The 22,243-nt window shown below is 36.2% G+C and carries 22 protein-coding genes; 21 read left to right on the forward strand and 1 reads right to left on the reverse strand.

Annotated elements, in window-relative coordinates; translation table 11 throughout:
- Window positions 1-2: 2 nt before the first annotated feature.
- Window positions 3-1,613, forward strand: coding sequence for a DUF3943 domain-containing protein (locus NTZ27_12325; protein MCX6175530.1), 1,611 nt, complete (start codon window positions 3-5; stop codon window positions 1,611-1,613).
- A 50-nt stretch (window positions 1,614-1,663) separates the two neighbouring features.
- Window positions 1,664-2,479, forward strand: coding sequence for a phosphatase PAP2 family protein (locus tag NTZ27_12330; GenBank protein ID MCX6175531.1), 816 nt, complete (start codon window positions 1,664-1,666; stop codon window positions 2,477-2,479).
- A gap of 61 nt (window positions 2,480-2,540) precedes the next feature.
- Here NTZ27_12330 and NTZ27_12335 read toward each other — a convergent pair whose 3' ends face one another.
- A complete protein-coding gene (locus NTZ27_12335; protein MCX6175532.1) occupies window positions 2,541-4,343 on the reverse strand; it encodes a chloride channel protein in 1,803 nt (600 codons plus the stop codon).
- A 359-nt stretch (window positions 4,344-4,702) separates the two neighbouring features.
- On the opposite strand from NTZ27_12335, the gene NTZ27_12340 reads away from it, so the two are divergent.
- The 19 genes from NTZ27_12340 to NTZ27_12430 all read left to right on the forward strand — a co-directional run bounded on the left by NTZ27_12340 (window position 4,703) and on the right by NTZ27_12430 (window position 22,048).
- Window positions 4,703-4,921 (forward strand): hypothetical protein, encoded by a 219-nt coding sequence (locus tag NTZ27_12340; GenBank protein MCX6175533.1) that lies wholly within the window; start codon window positions 4,703-4,705, stop codon window positions 4,919-4,921.
- A 42-nt stretch (window positions 4,922-4,963) separates the two neighbouring features.
- Entirely contained in the window at window positions 4,964-5,443 is a 480-nt protein-coding gene (gene bfr, locus NTZ27_12345) for a bacterioferritin (GenBank protein MCX6175534.1), read from the forward strand.
- 183 nt (window positions 5,444-5,626) lie between these two features.
- Window positions 5,627-6,514: a phosphatase PAP2 family protein gene (locus NTZ27_12350; GenBank protein ID MCX6175535.1), complete on the forward strand. Its 888-nt coding sequence runs from the start codon at window positions 5,627-5,629 to the stop codon at window positions 6,512-6,514.
- A gap of 127 nt (window positions 6,515-6,641) precedes the next feature.
- On the forward strand, window positions 6,642-7,181 hold the full coding sequence (locus tag NTZ27_12355) for a hypothetical protein (GenBank protein MCX6175536.1): 540 nt from the start codon (window positions 6,642-6,644) through the stop codon (window positions 7,179-7,181).
- Between the two features lie 63 nt (window positions 7,182-7,244).
- A complete protein-coding gene (locus NTZ27_12360) occupies window positions 7,245-7,856 on the forward strand; it encodes a LysE family transporter (GenBank protein MCX6175537.1) in 612 nt (203 codons plus the stop codon).
- A gap of 135 nt (window positions 7,857-7,991) precedes the next feature.
- Window positions 7,992-9,257 (forward strand): divalent metal cation transporter, encoded by a 1,266-nt coding sequence (locus tag NTZ27_12365; protein ID MCX6175538.1) that lies wholly within the window; start codon window positions 7,992-7,994, stop codon window positions 9,255-9,257.
- Between the two features lie 323 nt (window positions 9,258-9,580).
- A complete protein-coding gene (kaiC, locus tag NTZ27_12370; protein MCX6175539.1) occupies window positions 9,581-11,302 on the forward strand; it encodes a circadian clock protein KaiC in 1,722 nt (573 codons plus the stop codon).
- A 115-nt stretch (window positions 11,303-11,417) separates the two neighbouring features.
- Entirely contained in the window at window positions 11,418-11,801 is a 384-nt protein-coding gene (locus NTZ27_12375; GenBank protein MCX6175540.1) for a hypothetical protein, read from the forward strand.
- 183 nt (window positions 11,802-11,984) lie between these two features.
- Window positions 11,985-12,236, forward strand: a complete 252-nt coding sequence (locus NTZ27_12380; protein MCX6175541.1) for a hypothetical protein — start codon at window positions 11,985-11,987, stop codon at window positions 12,234-12,236.
- A 24-nt stretch (window positions 12,237-12,260) separates the two neighbouring features.
- Window positions 12,261-12,395 (forward strand): hypothetical protein, encoded by a 135-nt coding sequence (locus NTZ27_12385; GenBank protein MCX6175542.1) that lies wholly within the window; start codon window positions 12,261-12,263, stop codon window positions 12,393-12,395.
- Between the two features lie 80 nt (window positions 12,396-12,475).
- Window positions 12,476-13,318: an ABC transporter permease gene (locus tag NTZ27_12390; protein MCX6175543.1), complete on the forward strand. Its 843-nt coding sequence runs from the start codon at window positions 12,476-12,478 to the stop codon at window positions 13,316-13,318.
- Between the two features lie 17 nt (window positions 13,319-13,335).
- On the forward strand, window positions 13,336-14,112 hold the full coding sequence (locus tag NTZ27_12395; protein ID MCX6175544.1) for an ATP-binding cassette domain-containing protein: 777 nt from the start codon (window positions 13,336-13,338) through the stop codon (window positions 14,110-14,112).
- Between the two features lie 30 nt (window positions 14,113-14,142).
- Window positions 14,143-14,793 carry an MlaD family protein gene (locus tag NTZ27_12400; protein MCX6175545.1) on the forward strand — a complete coding sequence of 217 codons (651 nt, stop codon included), beginning with the start codon at window positions 14,143-14,145 and terminating at the stop codon, window positions 14,791-14,793.
- Between the two features lie 309 nt (window positions 14,794-15,102).
- Window positions 15,103-15,888, forward strand: a complete 786-nt coding sequence (locus NTZ27_12405; GenBank protein ID MCX6175546.1) for a hypothetical protein — start codon at window positions 15,103-15,105, stop codon at window positions 15,886-15,888.
- A 350-nt stretch (window positions 15,889-16,238) separates the two neighbouring features.
- Entirely contained in the window at window positions 16,239-17,321 is a 1,083-nt protein-coding gene (locus tag NTZ27_12410; GenBank protein MCX6175547.1) for an ice-binding family protein, read from the forward strand.
- Between the two features lie 75 nt (window positions 17,322-17,396).
- Complete coding sequence (locus NTZ27_12415) at window positions 17,397-19,106, forward strand: ice-binding family protein (protein MCX6175548.1); 1,710 nt, start codon at window positions 17,397-17,399, stop codon at window positions 19,104-19,106.
- A 153-nt stretch (window positions 19,107-19,259) separates the two neighbouring features.
- Entirely contained in the window at window positions 19,260-20,378 is a 1,119-nt protein-coding gene (locus NTZ27_12420; protein MCX6175549.1) for an OmpA family protein, read from the forward strand.
- A 399-nt stretch (window positions 20,379-20,777) separates the two neighbouring features.
- Complete coding sequence (locus tag NTZ27_12425) at window positions 20,778-21,467, forward strand: response regulator transcription factor (protein MCX6175550.1); 690 nt, start codon at window positions 20,778-20,780, stop codon at window positions 21,465-21,467.
- 65 nt (window positions 21,468-21,532) lie between these two features.
- Complete coding sequence (locus NTZ27_12430; protein ID MCX6175551.1) at window positions 21,533-22,048, forward strand: hypothetical protein; 516 nt, start codon at window positions 21,533-21,535, stop codon at window positions 22,046-22,048.
- Window positions 22,049-22,243 lie beyond the last annotated feature (195 nt).

Consider the following 22,243-nt stretch of genomic DNA (forward strand, 5'->3'; position numbering starts at 1 on the left):
AAATGAAAAAAGTATACTTTTTGTTTTCTTTGTTTTTAGTTCCAATAATTCTTCAGGCGCAGTTTAAATCTGCGATGGGGAAAAAAATATTCTTAAATCAAAACACATGGTTAAGCCGGCCTACCGGACAGGCAGGTCAGCAGATGTCAATGAATGAGATTAATCGTTATTCCGATTCAGTTGCTGATACGAATAAAACATCAATTCGCGATACTACGAAAACCTCAATTCGCGACACTATTAAAACCTCTAATAAAACTTCTACTCCGGACACAATGAAGTACAACATGTATGGTGATTTACTGAATGACAATCCGTTGTATAACCCGAAATCTTCTTTGTTGATGGTTGCCCTAAGAGTTACCTTGTCAAACGTTTCCACTTTTTTAATTGACAGGTATATCCTTAACGAAAGTTTTTCAAGAGTAGGATTTAATTCATGGCAACATAACATACAAACGGGATGGGAATGGGATCAAGACAGATTTGGTATGAATTATTTTTTCCATCCATTTTCCGGCGGAATGTATTTTAATGCTGCTCGTGCAAACGGTTATTCTTACTTCGGATCAGTGCCATTTGCAACTTTTGGCAGTTTAGAGTGGGAGTATTTTGGTGAAACCACACTACCCTCATATAACGATTTAATAAATACAACAGTTAACGGGTCATTTATTGGAGAAATATTATATCGATTGGGCTCAAATATTCTGGATGATCAAACAACCGGGGCAAATAGATTTTTCCGGGAACTAGCTGTTGGCATTATGACACCTAACCGGTTTTTTAGCAGGCTTTTGCAAGGAGAACTTTCCAGGTTAACAACGGAAGAAGTATATCAGAAAGAACCGCTTAACATAACATTAGAGGCAGGGTATCATAAGGTAAATCCTGGAACAAAAATCGAAAATGGTGGAACCACCAGCTTTAATATCAATCTTAATCTCGATTACGGAAACCCGTTTGAAAAAAGATCACGAAAACCTTTTGATTATTTCAAAGTTCGGAGTGATTTGGATTTTGGAGTGGGAAGGAAAATTATTGACCTTATATCCGGGTATGGAATTTTATTTGGTAAGAATGTTCAAGTTGGTAATTTGGAAATGTTAATTGGATTGTTTCAACACATGAATTATTTTGATAATAAAACTTTCGAATTAGGTACAATGGCTTTTGGGCCCGGAATAATTTCTAAGCTACCAATGAGCAAGAGTACCAGTCTTTATACTAATCTTCATGTTGATATTGTGCCTTTCGGCGCACTTAGCAATCGATTTGGGCCTGATGTTACAGAGTTTAGAGATTATAGCTATACTGGCGGAGCGGAAGCAAAGATTGAAAGTGCTTTCAATATCGGCGGTTGGGTAAGCCTTTCATTCATAGGTTATTACTGGTGGTTTCATACCTATGTCGGAGTTGCAGGAAATAGTTCCGTATTATTAATAAAGCCCAGTGTCTCATTCAAACTTTTTGACAATGTAAGCCTTGGATTTGAACATTTGGTTTACTACAGCGATAGATACCCGACTAATTTTGCAAGTGTACATGACGTAAGAACGGAACAGAAAATTTTTCTTCAAATATTTATAGAAGAGTTCAAATTTAAAAGATAAAATATTTTTTTTTGAATTTTTAATAACAGATAAAAAAAATGGACACAACAATGAAGAAAATTTATTTATCACTTCTATTAATCATCATATGTGCATCTTCTCTCTTCGGACAACTAAAATATACTTTTCCTCAGTTCTGGAGTGAGACCGGTGACTTCATCAAGCAACCGACCAAGTGGGATGGAGGCGATTGGCTCAAATTAGGTGTTGTAAGTGCGGCAACATTTTTAATTATGCAAACTATAGATCAACCTATACGCAATGCAGTTTTAAAAGACGGAAGATATGATACGAATGGGTTACCGATACCAGGAAGCCAAAAATATTACAAAAGTTTTCCGATTGAATTCGGCAGAATGTGGGGAGAACTATATATGCCTGTAATCCTCTTTGGTGGATTTGCTATTCATTCATTGATAGCGGATGATATTGGGACCAGGAAAATTGCTTATGAGATCGGGCAGGCTTCTCTCTATGCCGGTGCAGTTACTTTTTTATTAAAAATGGCAATTGGAAGGTCGCGACCTTATACGGATAGAGGCACAACTTCATTTCACCCATTCTCTTCAATTTTTAACCAGGATGATCACTCAATTCCCGGCGGACATACTACTGCTGCCATGGTCTTATCAACAGTTCTTTCAAGAAATGCTAAAGCGGGTTGGTTAAAAGTATTGGCTTACTTACCTGCTGCGCTTACTTTTGTCTCTCGCATTTATCAAGATCAACATTGGACATCAGATGATTTTTTTGGTGCTGCACTCGGTTACTTTGTTGCAACATGGGTTGTTGATCTGCATGAGAATAATAAATCAATAGTAGAAACTTCTTCGGCGTTCCCGTTATCCATTAGGATTGCACTTTGAATTAATATAATTATACAAACCTAAATCGTTAATCCCCGACGCCTTGCGTCGGGGAGATTCATTATATTCCTTCGTTTTGTTGCTTAGTCCATAAGGTACTATATCTTTGAAAAATATTAGATTTGGAAAGAAATCCTACATATTTTCCTCCGTCTGTTACTGGCAAATTCCAAATATTTTTTTCTTCAAAGTATTCCATGACTTCAATAAATTCGGTGTTAATTTCAATTGAATCAAAATATTGACTCATTATATCTCCAACTAGAATAAAATCGTAAGCTTCTTTATCCAATATTATTTCCCTTATTTCATCTAGCGTTATAATTCCAACTAATTGTTCCTTCTCATCTATAACTGGGAATAAATTTCTTCTCGTATGTGTTAATTTTTCCATGATTATTCTTAATGTCATGTTTGGATTAAGAGTGATAAAATCAGTCTCTATTAAATCCTCGAGTTTTATTTCCTGAGTAAAGAAATATTCTCTCTTAGATCGGAATTGAATCCCTTTTTCTGCAAGAGAGGTTGTATAAATAGAATTTTGGTTAAAGTGTTTAGAAATAAAAAAAGATAAAGCTACAACTATCATTAAAGGTACTATAAGTACATAAACACCTGTAATTTCTGCGATTAAAAATATCCCGGTTAGCGGGGCATGAATCACGCCACTTAAAATACCGGCCATTCCTACAACAATAAAATTAGCTCGATTTAGTTCTGATATTCCTAAATAGCTAACAACTTGGGCGAGAAAGAAGCCGGTCAATGCACCAGTAAAAAGTGAAGGGGCAATTATCCCTCCATTTCCTCCTGAGCCAATTGTGAGTGCTGTTGCAACAACTTTGGTTAATATTATTATTGCAATAAAAACTAGAAGCGCCAATTCCTTGTTATTAAATATTCTATAAATGCTACTATCTAATAGTTCGTTCTGTCGTCCGGCTAACAAATTAATAACTGTTGTATATCCTTCGCCAAACAGAGGTGGTAATAATAAAATCATAGTGCAAAGAACCAATCCTCCAATTATAGCTTTTCTTATAGGCTTGTTATAATTATTCAAAACGTTTTCTATATAATGAGAGGTTCTAATCATATACAATGAAACAAACCCACAAATGATTCCTAATAAGATATAAAAAGGTATCGCATATAAATGCCAACCCTCTGTAACTAAGTAAAACAACTGTCCACTATAAAGCATTTTTGAAAGAACCGCAGATGATGCCGATGCAATTAGAAGAGGAATAAATGAATAGACGGTTATTTCTGGTAATAACACTTCAAAGGCAAAAATAACTCCAGCGATTGGACTATTAAAAATTGCTGAGATGCCCGCTGCTGAACCGCAAGCTAATAATAATGTTCTCGTTTTATAATTAAGTTTTAGCTCCTTAGCAACATTCGAACCGATTGAAGCTCCAATAATAACAATAGGTGCTTCTAACCCCGCTGACCCACCCATTCCAACAGTAATACCGCTAGTTAGTAAATGCGAAAGGATCTTCCGTCGTGGAATATCAGACTTTTTCCTTATTATTGAGTAAATAATGTTACTAAGTCCTTTAACAATTTTTCCATCAAACATAACTTTTACAATTAGAATTGATAATAATATACCAATAAGAGGAGTAATTGGGAGTAAATATTGAATTCCAAGATTATTGAATAGTGTATGAGTTTCATTTTGAATAAAATGTACAGTGTTTTTTAAAATCGATGCGGCTAAACCAGAAAATATTCCAACACAAAGACTAGCTATAATCAGAAATGTTTTATACTCAATTCTTAATTTTAGATAAGATAGAATTTTCTTACCTAACAGTCGAGAATAAAGTTTTATATGCCTTCTTGTTGGTTTCAATAAACTCCTAGAATTTTTACTCATATTAAATTATAAACAAATACTGATTTCCGATAGCTTTCTTACAAAATTCATATTTATAGTAAAGAATTACAATGAAATAATCTTTCAATAGTAATTGAGTATCTAAGCAATGTTACCATGTTTCAATTCTAGTAGTAATCTACTAAAATCTTTAAGCTCGCCCAAAAGATGTAGTCCTTTTTTCATCCCTTTGCCCGATTGAACAATTCTACAAACCTTCATATCATCATAAGGTATTCAAGAAACTAGTGATGAAATATTTAATAATTACAATTAATAAGAATCTGAAATATTCATGATAAGTAGGATCAATTTTTATAATAGAGATTAATCAAATGACAATAACAAAAAATACGCTGTTGATCATCGTGTTAGCAATCATAGTAGTGCTGTTTTTGTACTTTGGCAATGGAACGATGATGGATAGCGGAATGAATGGAAAAATGAATCTAAACGATTGGATGGGCAGAAACAGATTCGGATGGGTTCCTGCATTAATCACTTTTGGTTTTGGTGTCTTAGTTGGCTGGCTGCTCTTTAGAAGGAAAGCATAATCAAGTCAAGATTTATAATAACAATTTTAACGGAAGACAAAGATGAAAGGGAATAAAGAATTACTTAAAGTTTTGAATTTGCTTCTGGCAGATGAACTCACTGCAATAAACCAGTACATGGTGCATTCTGAAATGTGCGAAAACTGGGGTTACAGTAAACTTCACATGGCTATCAGAAAACAGGCAATGGATGAAATGCACCATGCCGAGTGGCTTATCGAGCGAATTATTTTTTTTGATGCTTCGCCAACGGTATCTAAACTTAATACTATAAAAATTGGTAAGACTGTTTCAGAAATGATCAGTAACGACGATAAAGATGAACTTGATGCTGTGCGCTCTTATAATGACGCAATCAAACTCGCCCGTGAGGTTGATGATCAAGGCACTGTTGACCTGCTAACCAAGATACTTAAAATGGAAGAAGGCCACGTCGATTGGGCAGAAATACAACGTGCACAGATTGAACAAATGGGCATGGAAAATTATTTAACTAACCAAGTTGAAGGTCTGGTAAGTTGATTCAAAATTATTTGATAACCAAATGAAAAATTATCTTGTTGTGTTTTTCAGAAAGTTGTAATACGGTTATTGAGTCTGTACTAACTTTGATGAATAATTTTATAGAAGGGAATGTAAAATGAAAAACGCTAAACTATTGAGCTCCTATAAACTGGGTCGCATTGATCTAATTCGAGAATAATCATGACAAAGAATTCAAATAATCGTTTCATTCTTATTAAATTCATCATCTTTTCATTTGCTCTTTTCGGTCTTGTGAGACCGATATATCCTCAATCTTCTGCAAGTGATTCTTCATTTCATCCCTACCATGTTAATTACTGGGCAACAGGTGGTATCATAATCGGAGGACTGGCGTTAGAAAAGATTGGAGTACCCTGGTTATCGAACAAATCTACCATATCAATTGCAGAATTACAGAATTTAAACAGAAATGATATTACCCCAATTGACCGTTGGGTTTTGAATCTTGACCCCTCGCAAAAAAGCAAATACGATAAACTTTCAACTCAATTGGCATCACTCTGCCCCTTTCTTCCGGTTTTAACTATGTTGGATCGCAATATCAGGCAAGACTGGTTAGACGTGCTGATGATGTATTTGCAAACCCAGGCAATTACAAATAATTTTTACCTTTATAGCCCATTCGGAGCCACTTTTCAGAATAGATTACGTCCTGTTGTCTATTACAATGCACTTGGTGACAGTAGTGACGTAAGAAGGGACAGCAACAACCGGAATTCACTTTATAGCGGGCATGTTGCATCTGCGGCAGCGGCTTCTTTTTTTACCGCAAAGATATTTTGTGATTACCATCCAGAACTGGGATGGAAGAAATATCTTGTATATGGTGCGGCGGCAATACCCCCACTTCTCATGTCATATTTTAGAATCGGGGCACTCATGCATTTTCCAACCGATGTATTAGTTGGTCTTGGAGTAGGAGCATTTTTCGGCATATTAATCCCAGAACTCCATCGTTTACAAGATAAGAACATTTTATTAGGGGTGTATTCTTCATCCGAAGCAACAGGAATAGCTGTAAAATGGCAGCCAAATTTTTTGAAATAGTTGTATCTGGTTCATTGAACTGATTATGTCTTTTACAAAGTTATGATCCGATTTAAGTGATAAATAAAATTTTACCATTGATTTTATAATATCAACATAATTACAAATTAATATGGAAGGATTTATTATGAAAACTAAATATTTACTTCTCTCAGCAATGATGGTAATCGTTCTGACATTAACTATGTATGGGCAGACTATCCGCGATATGAAAACAAAGACTGTTAAAAAGGTAAATGATATTTCAAATGTGTTGGGTAAACCAGTTTATGAATCAACAGTTGATAGTCTCAACACTAAAGTGTGGATCATAAGTCAGAAGCTTAACACAGAAATGAAGAGCACTACTGTGGGTGAGGTGATGGGAAAAATGAAAGATAAAAACACTGTGAAGGATACTGAAATTAAAAAAGCTATTTCGACCGGGACTCATTACTTCATATTTGATGTAACAAATATTTTGAATAAAAAAGAAGTCGCCGATACCAGTGCTAAGGTGGAAGTTGTTTCTCCTACCAAGAAAATATCATCTGTGAACCTCAAACCAATGATGAACCATTTCGGTGCAGGTGTTACACTCGATGAAAAAGGTGAATACCTATTTACTATTAATCTGAATGTTGGTATGGGTTACAAAACTACACAGTTCAAGTACAAAGTAAAGTAAGCAACGTATTGTATGTTGAATGCATGACTATTTACACGAACACCATGGTTGAAAGGTTATGTTATGGAACTTACTATTTTTCTTAAAGGAATCTTTATTGGTTTTGCGATGGCAGTACCGGTTGGACCAATTGGAATAATGTGTATCCGCAAGACACTTACCGAGGGACGATTACGCGGATTAATCATAGGTCTTGGAGCTGCTACAGCTGATATGTTTTACGGTTGTGTGGCTGCATTTGGACTTACAATTATTTCAAATACGCTTGTTAGTCAAAAAATCTGGATACGGCTGGTTGGAGGAGCTCTTCTCTTTTTCTTAGGGGTAAGAACATTTCGCACACATCCTGCTGATCCCAATCTTCCTGTTAAAGGCAGTGGAATTTTTAGATCATATCTCACTACTGTTTTTCTAACGCTCACTAATCCTATGACCATCTTTTCTTTTATAGCTGTGTTTGCAATTCTTGGTTTAGGAACCGGGCTCGGTTATTTTTCTGCATCAGCACTTGTTGTAGGAGTTTTTATTGGTTCAAGTTTATGGTTTCTATTTCTTAGTTCCGGCGTTACACTCTTTAGAAAAAAGCTTGACTTAATCGGGCTGCGGTGGGTAAACAAAATTGCCGGTATTTTAATTATTATCTCCGGTGTTATTGCAATTGTGAGTTTGTTATGAATATTATTTTCAAGAAAGTTTAATTGCGCTCATCAATTTTCGAATACGAATTAAATCTTATCACATTGTTTATCATTAATCATTGGAAAGAATTTTCATGAAAAATATAACCGGGTTCCTCATTATTTAATGATAATGAATATATCTACAATACTTTCAACAAGAATTAAAAAATACTGGCACATACTTGGTCCCGGACTTATCACAGGCGCAAGCGATGATGATCCTTCGGGCATTGCAACCTATTCACAGGCAGGTGCCGGTTTTGGTTTTGCAACTCTTTGGACTGCAATTATCACTTTCCCTCTAATGGCTGCTGTGCAGGAGATGTGCGCACGAATCGGTATGGTAACTCAAGAAGGATTGACAGCAACACTAAAAAAGAAATATCCGAAAAGTATTTTATATCTAATGGCAGTGTTTAGTTTTCCCGCTATTACTCTTAATATAGGTGCAGACATTCAGGGAATGGGAGCTGTTGCCAATTTACTTATACCTCAAATTCCAACTTTTGCTTTCAGTATAATTTTTACGGGTTTACTTATTTTCTTTATTATCAAATTTCCATATCAAAAACTTTCTGCTGTATTAAAATGGCTTTGCCTTTCTTTATTACTATATGTCGTAGTTCCGTTCTTGGTGCATGCTGATTGGATGGATGTTATGAAAAGTACTTTTATTCCTACTATTCATTTTGACAAAACTTTCTTTGCGATACTTGTAGCCATTCTCGGAACCACTATTTCTCCCTATTTGTTTTTTTGGCAAGCCACTATGGAAGCCGAAGACATTGCACATAACCGTAAAAAAATCATAATCAATAAACGAATTTTAGACAACATGAAAATGGATATTGATTTCGGAATGTTATTTTCAAACCTTGTTATGTTTTTCATAATCCTTACTACGGGCGCTGTGTTGTATAAGGCGGGCATAAGACAAATTGATACGGTAGGACAAGCAGCAAAAGCATTAGAACCATTGACAGGTAAACTTACTTATTTACTTTTTGCTGTGGGTATAATCGGTACAGGATTTTTAGCAATACCTGTTTTAGCTGGCTCACTTTCCTATATTTTAGCCGAGACTTTTAATTGGAAGGAAGGGTTAGATAAAAAATTTCACGAAGCCAAAGGGTTTTACATCACGCTTATCGTGTCGCTCATTGTTGGATTGTCTCTGGAATTTCTCGGCATAAGCCCAATACATGCGCTTATTTACACTGCTGTTTTGTATGGCATAACTGCGCCGGTAATGATTGCCATAATAATACACATTTGTAACAACAAAAAAGTTATGGGTGAATTTACCAACAAGAGATGGTCAAATGTTCTCGGATTAATAACGTTAATACTGATGAGTGCGGCTGCAGTTGCATTGATTTATTTTCAGTTCAAGTAGAATAACTTAATTTCAATTTTCTATTTCGAATACTTCTACATATTCGGTAGTTAACAATCAATCTTCTATGTGATCAATTAGAGGTTTTGTTGTGATAAAGATCTAATCCCTTTTTCATCCCTTTGGACTATTGTTCTATTTTACAAAAGTTTCTATAATTCCTTGAGATATTAAGACAAAACACCAAAATCTTTTCTAAGAGGTTGCATTACTTTATTAACAAACAAGCATTTGGTGTCAAGCTAAATTATTTATGACTGATTTAAATAATCGTAAAAAAATATAATTAAGGAATAGTAATAACATTTCTGGAGATAAATTTTATGAAAAAAAACATATTAAAATTTCAGCGAAAGACCCTTCCTAAATCCCCCACCAGTATTCAAGGTTTGGACGAAATCACCGGCGGAGGATTACCGAAAGGGAGACCGACGCTTATATGCGGGGGTGCGGGTTGCGGCAAGACTCTTTTTGCAATGGAGTTTCTCGTTCGCGGTGCGACTATTTACAATGAACCTGGTGTTTTTATTTCGTTCGAGGAATCTGAAAAAGAACTCATTGCAAACGTTGCTTCTTTGGGGTTCGATTTGAATGGACTTATAGCACGAAAAAAGATTTTGCTTGAACATATTCACATTGAGCGAGGTGAAATTGACCAGAGCGGTGAATATGATTTAAAAGGTTTGTTCGTCCGCATCCATAGTGCAATTGAAAGCATTGGAGCTAAGCGTGTTGTACTGGATACTATTGAATCACTCTTTACAGCGCTGCCAAATGCTACTGTTGTACGCACAGAACTGCGACGGTTATTCGGCTGGTTGAAAATGAAAGGTGTTACAACAATAGTAATTGGAGAACGAGGCAATGGCACATTAACACGTCAGGGTTTGGAAGAGTACGTTTCCGATTGTGTCATTCTGCTCGATCATCGCGTGAACGATCAATCATCTATACGACGATTGCGTATTGTTAAATATCGCGGCTCAACGCACGGTACAAACGAATATCCTTTTTTAATTGATGAAGATGGTTTTTCTGTTCTGCCTGTCACTTCGCTGGGATTGAATAACATTACATCCAGCGAAAGAATTTCCACCGGTATTCCACGACTGGATACAATGCTCTCCGGTAAAGGTTACTTTCGCGGCAGTACAGTGCTTGTTTCAGGTACAGCCGGTACCGGCAAGACAAGTGTTGCAGCGCAATTTGTTGAAGCAGCATGTAAGCGTGGGGAACGCGTTCTTTATTTTGCTTTCGAAGAATCCCCGAGTCAGTTTATGCGCAATATGTCTTCAATTGGAATACACTTAGAACCGTGGGTGAAAAAAGAATTGCTCACCTTTCATGCAACGCGTCCAACTCTCTATGGATTGGAACATCATCTAACGACTTCTATCAAATTAATTAATAAAGTTAAACCGCAAATAGTTGTTCTGGATCCTATTGATGCATTCGTGATTGGAGGGAACCAAACTGAAGTAAAAATAATGTTACTGCGTCTTGTGGATTTTTTGAAGATGAGGAATATCACTGCATTCTTTGCAAGTCTTACCAACACAAATGATGCCCAGGAACTTACAGATATATCAATATCATCACTAATAGACACATGGCTGCTTCTGCGTGATATTGAAATTGGCGGTGAACGCAACAGAGGACTGTATGTTCTTAAATCTCGAGGTATGGCGCATTCCAATCAGATCCGTGAGTTCATACTTACCGACCACGGAATTGAATTGCTTGATGTCTATGTTGGTCCGGAAGGCGTATTGACGGGCTCGGCTCGATTATCACAAGAAGCGAAAAACGATGCTGAACAATTATTGCGTCAACAAGAAATTGAACGCAAACAATTTGGTCTAGAGCTTAAACGTGCGGCAACGGATGCTCATATTGTAGTTTTACGATCTGAATTTAAAGAAGATGAATCAGAAGCACTAAAGATTATTGAGATGGAAAAATCAAAAAATGAAATGTTCGCACTAGATCAGAAAAAAATGGCAAAGAGTAGAAAGGCAGATACATTCGTAAAGAAAAAAGCATGACCAGGAAGAAATGGTTATTTGGTTTTTTAAGGAAGCCAAACAGTAGATGTTGAAAATAGATCAGTGAAAAAGAATAACCAAAATTGTAACGATGAAAGTGCAGTAGGATTTAGGTATGGGATACACAACTGATTACTTACCTGACAAAAAAATTGTCAGCGTTAAAATGAAAGGAAGATTAAACTTTCAGATTGTAGAACAGTATTCCAAGGAAGCTGTAAAACTTGCTCATCAACATGATTGTACAAAGTTTTTATTAGACCACACAGAAACAACAATTCAAGGGGGAATTAACAAGCTACACACGGATGGAGAAGAACTGCAGCAATTTGGATTTAAGAATACAGACCGGATTGCAATTGTAATTGCTAATCTTGGGTTCGACTCCAAATCGCCAGAATCCATAAACCAAAATAACCGTTGGAGTATCTTGAAATATTTTTGTGCGGATAATATTCTAGAAGCATTTAATTGGCTTTTGGAAATTGAACAAAAGTAAATGCCACCAAATCCCCATCTCTTAATCTTTATCGCTATAGATTAATTGTTAAGTAGGCAATTAATTTCTGATCTCCCCATAAAAGATGTAGTTCCTTCTTCATCCCTTTGCTCTATTGTATAGAAGCTTATTTCTACATAATATAATTTGTTAAGACATTGCAATTAAATTAGGATTTAATAAATGACATTTAGAAATAGCACAACTGTACGACCATTTACTATCTCCACTCCTTCAATGAGGGAAAATTGGGATATCCAAAAAGCTAAACTTAAAAAGAAGTATCCAAGTTTAACGGATAGCGATTTACGTTATGACGAAGGGAAAAAAGGTGCAATGTGGGAAAACCTTAAAATCAAGCTTGGACTTAGTAAAGAAGAGTTGCAAAAATTAATTTCAAGGGTTTCACTAGTTCGTTTACACACTGAATTTTAGCTAATTCAAAAAAGGAAAAAAATCATGAGTAAAGGTCAAGACAGTAAAAAGGGTTCAAAGAAAGAACCGACAAAAACTATGAAAGAAAAAAAGACAGCTAAAAGAGAAAAGAAAAATGAAAAGATGAACCAAGGGTTTTTCAATCAACAAGCCAGTTGATGGTTTTGATAAAGGAGGCTTATTGGAAAAACAGATAACCGCCGGATAAATAATTTTAAATATTTAAAGACATCACTAAAATGGAAAAAATAATTTTACAGCAGTCCCAAAATCTACACCACGAAGAAGAAATCATTCCTGAATCGTTTTCTGAGGGTATCTCTTATTCAATATTTAAAAAATTCTTTTTAGAAGTATCTTCAATTGCAATTTTTACCCTACGCTTTTTCAAAGAAGTATTTAAACCTCCGTATGAGTTTAATGAACTATTGAAACAATTTTTTCTTGTTGGTTACAAGTCACTTCCTTTAGTTGCTATAACGGGATTTATAATTGGACTTGTACTTACAATTCAATCAAGACCAACTTTAGTAAAGTTTGGAGCTGAATCGTTATTACCTGCAATGGTAGCAGTTTCAATTATAAGGGAAATAGGACCGGCAGTAACTGCGCTAATCTTTGCCGGAAAAGTTGGATCTGGAATCGGTGCAGAACTGGCATCAATGAATGTAACCGAACAAATTGATGCAATGAAGGTATCAGGCACTAATCCGTTTAAATATCTAGTTGTTACAAGGGTACTTTCTGCAACGTTGATGCTTCCAGTATTGGTAGTTTTTGCCGATGCAATTGGTTTATTAGGTTCATTTGTCGGCGTAAACTTAAAAGGAAATGTAAGCTTTTATTTATTTTTTTCGCAGGTATTCCAAAGTCTCGAATTTAAAGATCTGTTTCCTGCTTTCATCAAAACATTTTTCTTCGGATTTGCAATTGGACTTATAGGAAGTTATAAAGGATATAATTCCAATAAGGGAACCGAAGGAGTTGGAAAAGCCGCTAACTCAGCAGTAGTGTTTGCATCCCTAATGGTTTTTGTAATTGATGTAATTGCAGTACAAATTACAAGTTTGTTCCAAAATTAATTTTGGTAATGAGAGAAATGACAACTATCGCTACATCTGTAAAAGTTGAAAATGATTATAAGCAAAATGATGTTGTTGTTGAGATGGAACATCTTAAGAAATCTTTTGGGAATAATCATGTGCTGCGTGATATTAATTTGGCTATTAATAAAGGAGAAAACCTTGTTATACTTGGCCAATCCGGAACCGGAAAATCAGTACTAATAAAATGTATTGTAGGATTGGTTGATCCTGATGAAGGTAAGATGGTAATACTCGGGCAAAATATTTCAGAACTTAATGAAAAGGAACTAATTGAAATACGCAAAAAGATTGGTTTCCTTTTTCAAAGCGGTGCACTATATGATTCTATGACTGCCAGAGAAAATCTTGAATTCCCGCTACGAAGACAATTAGGTTCCATACCGAAAGAAGAAATGAACTCAATGGTTCAAGAAGCATTACAAAATGTAGGACTTGGTGGAGAAATTGATATGACACCTTCGGAACTTTCCGGCGGTATGCGTAAAAGGTTAGGTTTAGCCCGAACGTTGATCTTAAAACCTGAAATAATGCTTTATGATGAACCTACTACAGGACTGGATCCTATTACATCAAAAGAAATAAGCAACCTTATTCTGGAAGTACAAAGAATATATAATACTTCTTCCATTATTATCACGCACGATATTGATTGTGCCAGGCGTACGGCAAATCGAATTATAGTAATCAAAGATGGAGTATGCGTTGCAGAAGGATCATATTCGGATCTTGAGAGTTCTTCAGATGCATGGGTGAGATCATTTTTTGAATAATACATAAAACAAATTATAAGAGTAAATCAAATGAAAAAAGACACAAGTAATAAAATCAGGCTGGGAATATTTATTTCCGTTGGAATAATGGTATTCATTTTAGGAATATATTTTATCGGTGAGAGGCAGCAATTATTCAGAAGTACTTTTCGAGTAAGCGGAGTATTTAAAGATGTTGCCGGGCTCCAGGCAGGAAATAACGTAAGGTTCTCGGGAATAAATGTTGGGACAGTAGAAAATATTAGTATAGTTAGCGATACTTCCGTTATAGTAAAAATACTAATTGATGAAAGCACTCGAAAGTTTATAAAGAAGGATGCGGTTGCAAGTATTGGCTCGGAAGGACTTATGGGGAATAAAATTTTAATTATAAGTCCCGGATCAGGCGAAAAAATGGGAATAGAAAATAACGATACTATCGAAACAGTCCAGCCAATTAATATGGACGATGTTCTGATATCATTAAAAACAACTATTGATAATACATCCAACATCACAAATGATTTGTCTAAGATTACAAACAATATACAATCCGGAAAAGGAACAATAGGAAGACTGTTAATGGATCGAACTTACGCGCAAAATTTCGATTCTACTTTTGTTAATTTGAAAGAAGGCTCAGCCGGGTTTAAAATACTTATGGATAAGGCAAAAAGTAGTTGGCTGCTGTGGGGTTTTTAGTATTTGAATATTTGAATAAAGTTTGTCCGAAGGACTCCTATGGAGAAAAAGTATTTTAACGTTAGTTAGAAAGAATATCAGGTTCAATAATAAATTTGTAATTAGAATCTAATAAGATTCTTGGAAATGAATATTCGAAAATCAGAAATGGAAAATTATTGTTTAAAATCTTTACCCAACTAAAAGATGTAGTTCCTTTTTCATCCCTTTGCCTGATAGTATTCCAATCCCAATAATAATATCTTTTCCCACAAGCATTAACTAAAATAGTTGAATGACTTAAAAAATTCATAAAATAGGAGAATCCCCATGAAAAACATAAATGTAGTATTTCTAGTCCTGATTTTTGCTGTATCCCTTTTTGTTTACGGCTGCAGTAACTCAACTGATCCGGCTCCCATTGGCACTACAAGTAAAATTTCGATGACTGCAGTATATACTACTCAGGCTATTTCCGGCTTGCAGAAATCAGGCTCAGTAAATGCAGTAGATTCTATAAAAATAACTCGTGTAAGAGTTGTGCTGCGTAATATAAAGCTGAAAGCCGAAGACAATAATGAAGTAGAAATGGAACACGAAGAAAATGGTATAAACTCAACCAAAAAACTCGCTCCGTTTGTATTGGATTTAAACCTTTCCGGTGCAATGCAGCAGATTTCTATTTCGAATATTCCATTTGATACTTATAACAAGTTTAAATTTGAGATTCACAAGGTAAGTCAAAGTGAAATCGATACCTTATCAGCTTCACAAAAAGCAACATTTGCAGATTTCCTTAGCGGCGATAGGTTCAGCATAATTATAGATGGTAGCATATATAAAAATGGACAGTCTACTGCTACTGCTTTTACTTATAAGTCAAAGATAAATGTTGAGTTTGAAAAGACACTTTCCCCCAATTTAGTTATCAGTCAAACTCAAACAACATTTAATCTTACTTTACAGATTAGCTCAGCTGGCTGGTTCCTGGATCAAAACAACGCTCTGCTCGATCCAACAAACCCGAATAACTTTAGTGTTATAGAAAATAATTTGAAAAGTTTCTTAAAAGCATTCAAGGATAATAATAAAGACGGAAAAGAAGACAGCAATTAAATCAACTTTTAACGCTTGAATCGTCCTAAAAAAAGTTGACAGTTTTAGTTAAAAAGCCCCGTATAAAATTGGGGCTTTTATTTATTAATAATGAAAACTTAATCAAACAAAATAAATTTTATCCACGAATAGTTTCTTTTCAAAATAATCATCCAAAGAACTCAACCAAAAGTAGTAGTTCCATTTTCATCCCTTCGCCTGATTACAACATTCACAACATCTACTTACCTTATATAAGTAAATAAGGAAAACGAAATTACCATAGGAGGTAAATTATTATGAATAAGAATGAAAAACGCAATTGTTCGAACACTTACCCTTTCAATAACTACAATTACAAGGAGAATCTTATGAAGACCAATACAAAAAATCCAACAAATGTATTAAACAGATGGATGCGCTTCCTCGGAGCGATGCTGACGGTTGTTTTGTTAGTGCCCGTCGCTGCCGTACCTCAATCGACACCAGTGAATCTTGGAACAGCTGGCGATTTTGTGATTCTAGCAAAAACAGGAGTCTCAACCACGGGAACGACTCAAATTACTGGAGATATTGGAATTAGTCCAGCCGCCGCGAGTTTCATAACGGGATTTGGGTTAATCGCGGATGCTTCGAATACATTTTCAACATCATCTTTAGTTACTGGAAGGATATATGCCGCTGACTATACTCCCCCAACTCCAACTAAGATGACTACAGCTATTGGCGACATGGAAACCGCATACACCGATGCTGCTGGACGAACATTGCCTGATCATACTGAAATGTACACCGGGGATGTTACCGGGCAGACCCTCACTCCTGGTCTTTACAAATGGAGTACTGGGGTCATGGTATCTGCTGGCGGTGTCACTATCTCGGGCAACGCAACAGCTGTCTGGATCTTTCAGATAGCGGGGAACCTAACCGTTGGCAACGGAGCCATTGTTACTCTCAGCGGCGGTGCAAAGACTTCCAACATCTTCTGGCAGGTTGCCGGTCAAGTTACTCTTGGAACAACGGCTGACATGAAGGGAATCATATTGTGTCAAACACAGATTGCAATGAATACCGGTGCAACACTCAACGGCAGAGCGCTGGCACAGACCGCAGTTACATTGATCGCCAATACCGTCTCCAAACCGGTGTTGACCTCGGTTGAAAATGATGTAATGCCTCAAACTTTTTCTCTCGACCAAAACTATCCAAACCCATTCAATCCGTCAACAAAGATTCAATACACAATTGGAAATGCCGGTTTGGTCTCCCTCAAGGTGTATGATGTGCTTGGTCATGAAGTTGTTACGCTTGTGAACAGCAATCAGGAAGCCGGAAGTTATACAGTACCATTTAACACGAGCGAAGCAAAACTGAATCTTTCAAGTGGTGTGTATTTCTACCGTTTGGAAACCGGATCCTTCGTCTCGACGAAGAAGTTGATTCTCATGAAGTAGTTCTTATTGATAAAGTATGAAACTTTTTTAACAAATAAATAACAAAAACTAATTTATCATGGGAGGTAAATTATAATGAACAAAATGAAAAACTATTCTAAGATATGGTTAATTCCACTGCTACTGGTCATGATTATGGCGGGCTGCGAAGATAGAGTTGGAATCACTTCTACGCTGGTCATCCCTTATACAGTAACGCTATCATCAAGTCCATCGGCAGGCGGATCGACAAGTGGAGGCGGTACATTTAATACAGGCTCTTCAGTAACAGTAACCGCAACACCAAATTCTGGATATACATTTACAAATTGGAAAGAGAACGGAGTTGTGGTAACATCAAGTATAAGTTATCAGTTTTCTATAAATGGAAATAGAACACTCGTAGCGAACTTTACTGCTGTAGCTCCAACACAGTATACAATAACGCTATTATCAAATCCATTGGCAGGCGGAACGACAAGTGGAGGCGGTGCATTTAATTCAGCCTCTTCAGTAACACTAACCGCAACACCGAACGCTGGATATACATTTACAAATTGGACAGAGAACGGAACTGCTGTATCTACAAATGCCAGTTATACATTTACAATAAGTGGAAACAGAACATTAGTAGCGAACTTTACTGCTGGATCTTTAACACAGTATACAATAACGCTATCATCAAATCCATCGGCAGGCGGAACGACAAATGGAGGCGGTACATTTAATTCAGGCTCTTCAGTAACAGTAACCGCAACAACGAACGCTGGATATATATTTAATAACTGGACAGAGAACGGAATTGTGGTAACGTCAAGTATAAGTTATCAGTTTACTATAGGTGGAAATAGAACGCTTGTAGCGAACTTTACTGCTGTAGCTCCAACACAGTATACAATAACGCTATTATCAAATCCATCAGCAGGTGGAACGACAAATGGAGGCGGTGCATTTAATTCAGGCTCTTCGGTAACGGTAACCGCAACGCCAAATTCTGGATATACATTTACTAACTGGACAGAGAACGGAAATACTGTATCTACAAATGCAAGTTATACATTTACGATAAGTGGAAACAGAACATTAGTAGCGAACTTTGCTTCAGCAGGTACTGGAGGTCAAGCACCGGTCAATCTTGGAACAGCAGCACGGTTTGGGCTTCTGTCTAACTCAGCGATCACAAACATTCCGACTTCAGCAATTACCGGAGATATTGGTATAAGTCCTGGTGCAAGGTCGTCGATAACCGGATTTGTATTAACACCAGATGCCTCGAATACATTTTCGACATCACCTGAAGTGACTGGAAAAGTGTTTGCTGCTAACGATGCAGTTCCAACTCCTGCGATGTTAATTGCAGCTAAGAATGATGCGCAAGTCGCATATCTTGATGCCACAGCTGCCGTACGCGGAACCCCAACACCGATCTCAGGAAATATTAATGGACTTACACTCGTTCCCGGTCTTTATGAATCAGGAACTTCTATTCAAATATCTCCGGGTGGTTTTCTGTACTTAGATGCACAGGGTAATTCCAATGCTGTCTTCGTTATTCGCAGTGCTACTTCGATAACAACAGAGGCCACAAGTGAGGTTGTCTTAACAAATGGCGCACAGGCAGCGAACATTTACTGGTCGGCGGGATCTGCTGTCACTCTTGGTACAAACTCCAAGATGAAAGGAACAATCATCGCCAGTACTTCAATCTCGCTTTTGACAGGTGCAAGATTAGACGGAAGAGCGTTAATACAAGGGCCAGCAGCCGGACAGGTTTCTTTGGATCATAGTATAATTGTAAAACCATAATTTAATATGCATGGTGAGGAGATACAGTCTCCTCACCTTATATTTTCAAAATGAGTGCACTAAATAGGCGCACTGTTTGAAGAATAGATCGGAAATAAATTTGATAGTAGTGAGTTGAACAGAATTTCAAAAAAGCAAAAAAGGAGACATGAAATGAAAAAATTTTTAATAACTCTTGCATTGATGTTAATAATTGGCATGAGTATTTCTCACGCACAAGCAGCAACAGATAGCTGGGCATTTGGTTTTGGTTTTTCATATCCAAGATTTGTAAGTGTCAATATTCAACCATTAAACTCTGACTACGGCGCATTTCTTTCCTTAAAAAGGAATTTTTCTGAATATGTTGGATTAAGATTGAAAGGCAGTTATAATCACCTTGAAGGACAATGGACCAATTCATCTCTTAACGTGATTACAGAATCAACAAACCTAATAACAGGCGATCTTGATTTACTTTTTTATCTTATTCCATGCAAACCGGTTTCACCTTATTTATTTGCCGGTGCCGGTGCTGCTTTAAGAACGTTAAATAATTATGCAACAACAACTTTAGATGCAAACGAAACTGCCCTCTCTTTCAATGTGGGCGGCGGCGTTGAATGGTCTCTTGATTCACAATGGAAAATCTTGACAGAGTATGGCTATCATACAATGTTCAATTCAGAACTTGATGGTGCTATTGTTCCTGTTCCTACAGAAGTTAACGGACGCGATTCTTACATGACTATTAATCTTGGTCTTCTTTATTATTTCGATAAAGGCAAACCATCTAAGCTGTGCGAACCTTGTCAGGGAATAACCATGGAGATGAATCATGAAATGAAAGACATGACCGACTATAACAGAATTGAAGATATGATTAAGAAGCACATTCCAAAAGAAATTACAAAAGAAGTTGTTGTTGATAGATATATTAAAGCAATTTCAGAAGATAGATTAGTTCTGATCGGTGTAAATTTTGCATTTGATAAATCAGACCTATTACCTGAATCATATCCTGTGCTTGATAAAGCGGTGGATTTATTAAATGATAAATCCGGTGTAAATGTTGAGATTGAAGGATATTGCGATTATATCGGCACAGTGGAATACAACCAAGTACTTTCAGTTGATAGAGCTAAAACAGTAAAAACTTATCTTGTTTCAAAAGGTATAAATGAAAACAGACTTACAACTATCGGTTACGGAAAAAGCAATCCGATCGCCGATAACGAAACAGCAGATGGCAGAGCAATGAACAGAAGAATTGTGTTTAGAATTATTAAATAATTAATTTTTTTTATACAGAGTATGAGTATCTCTGTAACTGAAAATTACAGAGATGCTCATAAATATTTTGAATCTATAAAATAAACACAAAAGTTTTATTAGTACCATCATTACAAACAAGCATTTCCTCACCCAAAAGATGTAGTTCCTTTTCCATCCCTTTGACCGATTGAATTTACGTCCTAATTAGTTGCATCTTAATTATGGTAGTAAGTGAAGAAGTGAAGAATTATAATTAAAGATAAAGTAATGGAAAAAAAATAGTATTTCCTGAAGGGGTTTGATTTGTTTGCCGTTCGATGCCGGCAGTTTGTTCAAACCCCAACTTTTTTAGAAAACAATTTAAGTTGAGTTTATCATAGAGTTCACATTTGTTTTACTTTTAATTGAGATTATACCATGAAAAAAATCAGATTGTTACTTATTGAAGATAACCGTCTTCTTCGAGATGGAATCCTAAAGATTCTTAAACCTTATAAGGATATAGTTATAATCGCTGCATCCGGAGACGGTAGGAACACACTTCTCAAAATCCAGCAGTTAAAACCAAATGTGGTTCTTTTGGATTTGGGATTGCGAAGTCAAAATAGTTTACATGTTGTGGAAATAGTGAAAAAAGATTTCCCGGAAGCAAAAATCATTGTTATGGACCTTGCACCTGTACAAGCCGATATCTTACAGTATGTAAAAGCAGGTGCCAACGGCTTCATCCTTAAAGATGCATCGCTTAATGATTTTTTAATCACGATACGAACAATAGCTGATGGGTCAACTGTTCTTCCATCTCTCTTAGTTAATTCCCTTTTTTCTCAGATTGTTGATAACGCGGTAAGAGATGGTAAATCCCAACTGAAAGAATCAGTACGGATGACAAAGCGGGAACGGGAGGTTATCGGGTTACTTAGTGAAGGAATAAGCAACAGAGAGATCGGTCAAAAAATTCACATATCCACCTATACTGTTAAAAGTCATATTCATAATATTATGGAGAAACTCGCACTACACACACGGTTGGAAATTGCAAACTATTCTTACACTGATGAAACACTAAAGACAATTACCAAAAGTATTTCGATGGTAAACAATTAGTTAAACAATCGCTGTTCGTTCTAACAGTAGTTGGATGAAACAGCGGAAAAAAAAGGAGAAACATTATGCGTTATTTTTTTGCATTAATCGTAGTACTGTGCTTTGCAGGTGCTTTAAATGCACAAGTACGTTTTGGTATCAGCTTTAATTTAAATAGCCAGCCAGCTTGGGGTCCCACCGGTTATGATTATGCTGAAAATTATTACTTCCCGGATATTGAAGTTTACTACAATGTCCCATCACATCGTTATTACTATAATGATAGAGGGCGTTGGATTAGCAGTGCATCATTGCCTTCACGTTATCGTAATTTTGATTTATATAATTCTCATAAAGAAGTAGTGAATGATAAATCACCGTGGCGAAATCATAATACCTACAGAGATAAATATTCCTCATTTAAAGGTCAACACGATCAGCAGCCAATCCGCGATAGCAAGGATTCAAAATATTTTGTGAACAAAAACCATCCCGAGCATAATAACTGGGTTCAGCAACAAAGGCAAGATAACAGTAAGAATAAGGCTAATAAACAAAATAATAATCGAGACAAGCAAGATAAAGGCAAGAATAAAAAATAACTGGGATGTATAATTACAAAAATTAAAAACCGGTTTTGATCTGACAGAGTTATTGCACTTCGAAACCGGTATTATAAAGGGAATGAGCAATGAATTTCTCAAGTTAGAAATGAATTGTTTTCGGTTTGTCTCTGAATAAACAAGCAGCTCCTCACCAAAAAGATGTAGTTCCTTTTTCATCCCTTTGATGGATTG

Source organism: Ignavibacteriales bacterium, from assembly GCA_026390775.1.
In the GTDB taxonomy this organism is placed as follows: domain Bacteria; phylum Bacteroidota; class Ignavibacteria; order Ignavibacteriales; family Melioribacteraceae; genus Fen-1258.

Excerpts from the sequence above, each read along its gene's own strand:
- NTZ27_12395 (MCX6175544.1), top strand. The coding sequence starts at position 13,336 with ATGACAACTATCGCTACATCTGTAAAAGTTGAAAATGATTATAAGCAA.
- NTZ27_12390 (MCX6175543.1), top strand. The coding sequence starts at position 12,476 with ATGGAAAAAATAATTTTACAGCAGTCCCAAAATCTACACCACGAAGAA.
- NTZ27_12375 (MCX6175540.1), top strand. The coding sequence starts at position 11,418 with ATGGGATACACAACTGATTACTTACCTGACAAAAAAATTGTCAGCGTT.
- NTZ27_12415 (MCX6175548.1), top strand. The coding sequence starts at position 17,397 with ATGAACAAAATGAAAAACTATTCTAAGATATGGTTAATTCCACTGCTA.
- NTZ27_12400 (MCX6175545.1), top strand. The coding sequence starts at position 14,143 with ATGAAAAAAGACACAAGTAATAAAATCAGGCTGGGAATATTTATTTCC.
- NTZ27_12410 (MCX6175547.1), top strand. The coding sequence starts at position 16,239 with ATGAAGACCAATACAAAAAATCCAACAAATGTATTAAACAGATGGATG.
- NTZ27_12425 (MCX6175550.1), top strand. The coding sequence starts at position 20,778 with ATGAAAAAAATCAGATTGTTACTTATTGAAGATAACCGTCTTCTTCGA.
- NTZ27_12340 (MCX6175533.1), top strand. The coding sequence starts at position 4,703 with ATGACAATAACAAAAAATACGCTGTTGATCATCGTGTTAGCAATCATA.
- NTZ27_12355 (MCX6175536.1), top strand. The coding sequence starts at position 6,642 with ATGAAAACTAAATATTTACTTCTCTCAGCAATGATGGTAATCGTTCTG.
- NTZ27_12325 (MCX6175530.1), top strand. The coding sequence starts at position 3 with ATGAAAAAAGTATACTTTTTGTTTTCTTTGTTTTTAGTTCCAATAATT.
- NTZ27_12380 (MCX6175541.1), top strand. The coding sequence starts at position 11,985 with ATGACATTTAGAAATAGCACAACTGTACGACCATTTACTATCTCCACT.
- kaiC (MCX6175539.1), top strand. The coding sequence starts at position 9,581 with ATGAAAAAAAACATATTAAAATTTCAGCGAAAGACCCTTCCTAAATCC.
- NTZ27_12385 (MCX6175542.1), top strand. The coding sequence starts at position 12,261 with ATGAGTAAAGGTCAAGACAGTAAAAAGGGTTCAAAGAAAGAACCGACA.
- bfr (MCX6175534.1), top strand. The coding sequence starts at position 4,964 with ATGAAAGGGAATAAAGAATTACTTAAAGTTTTGAATTTGCTTCTGGCA.
- NTZ27_12430 (MCX6175551.1), top strand. The coding sequence starts at position 21,533 with ATGCGTTATTTTTTTGCATTAATCGTAGTACTGTGCTTTGCAGGTGCT.
- NTZ27_12365 (MCX6175538.1), top strand. The coding sequence starts at position 7,992 with ATGAATATATCTACAATACTTTCAACAAGAATTAAAAAATACTGGCAC.
- NTZ27_12350 (MCX6175535.1), top strand. The coding sequence starts at position 5,627 with ATGACAAAGAATTCAAATAATCGTTTCATTCTTATTAAATTCATCATC.
- NTZ27_12405 (MCX6175546.1), top strand. The coding sequence starts at position 15,103 with ATGAAAAACATAAATGTAGTATTTCTAGTCCTGATTTTTGCTGTATCC.
- NTZ27_12330 (MCX6175531.1), top strand. The coding sequence starts at position 1,664 with ATGAAGAAAATTTATTTATCACTTCTATTAATCATCATATGTGCATCT.
- NTZ27_12360 (MCX6175537.1), top strand. The coding sequence starts at position 7,245 with ATGGAACTTACTATTTTTCTTAAAGGAATCTTTATTGGTTTTGCGATG.
- NTZ27_12420 (MCX6175549.1), top strand. The coding sequence starts at position 19,260 with ATGAAAAAATTTTTAATAACTCTTGCATTGATGTTAATAATTGGCATG.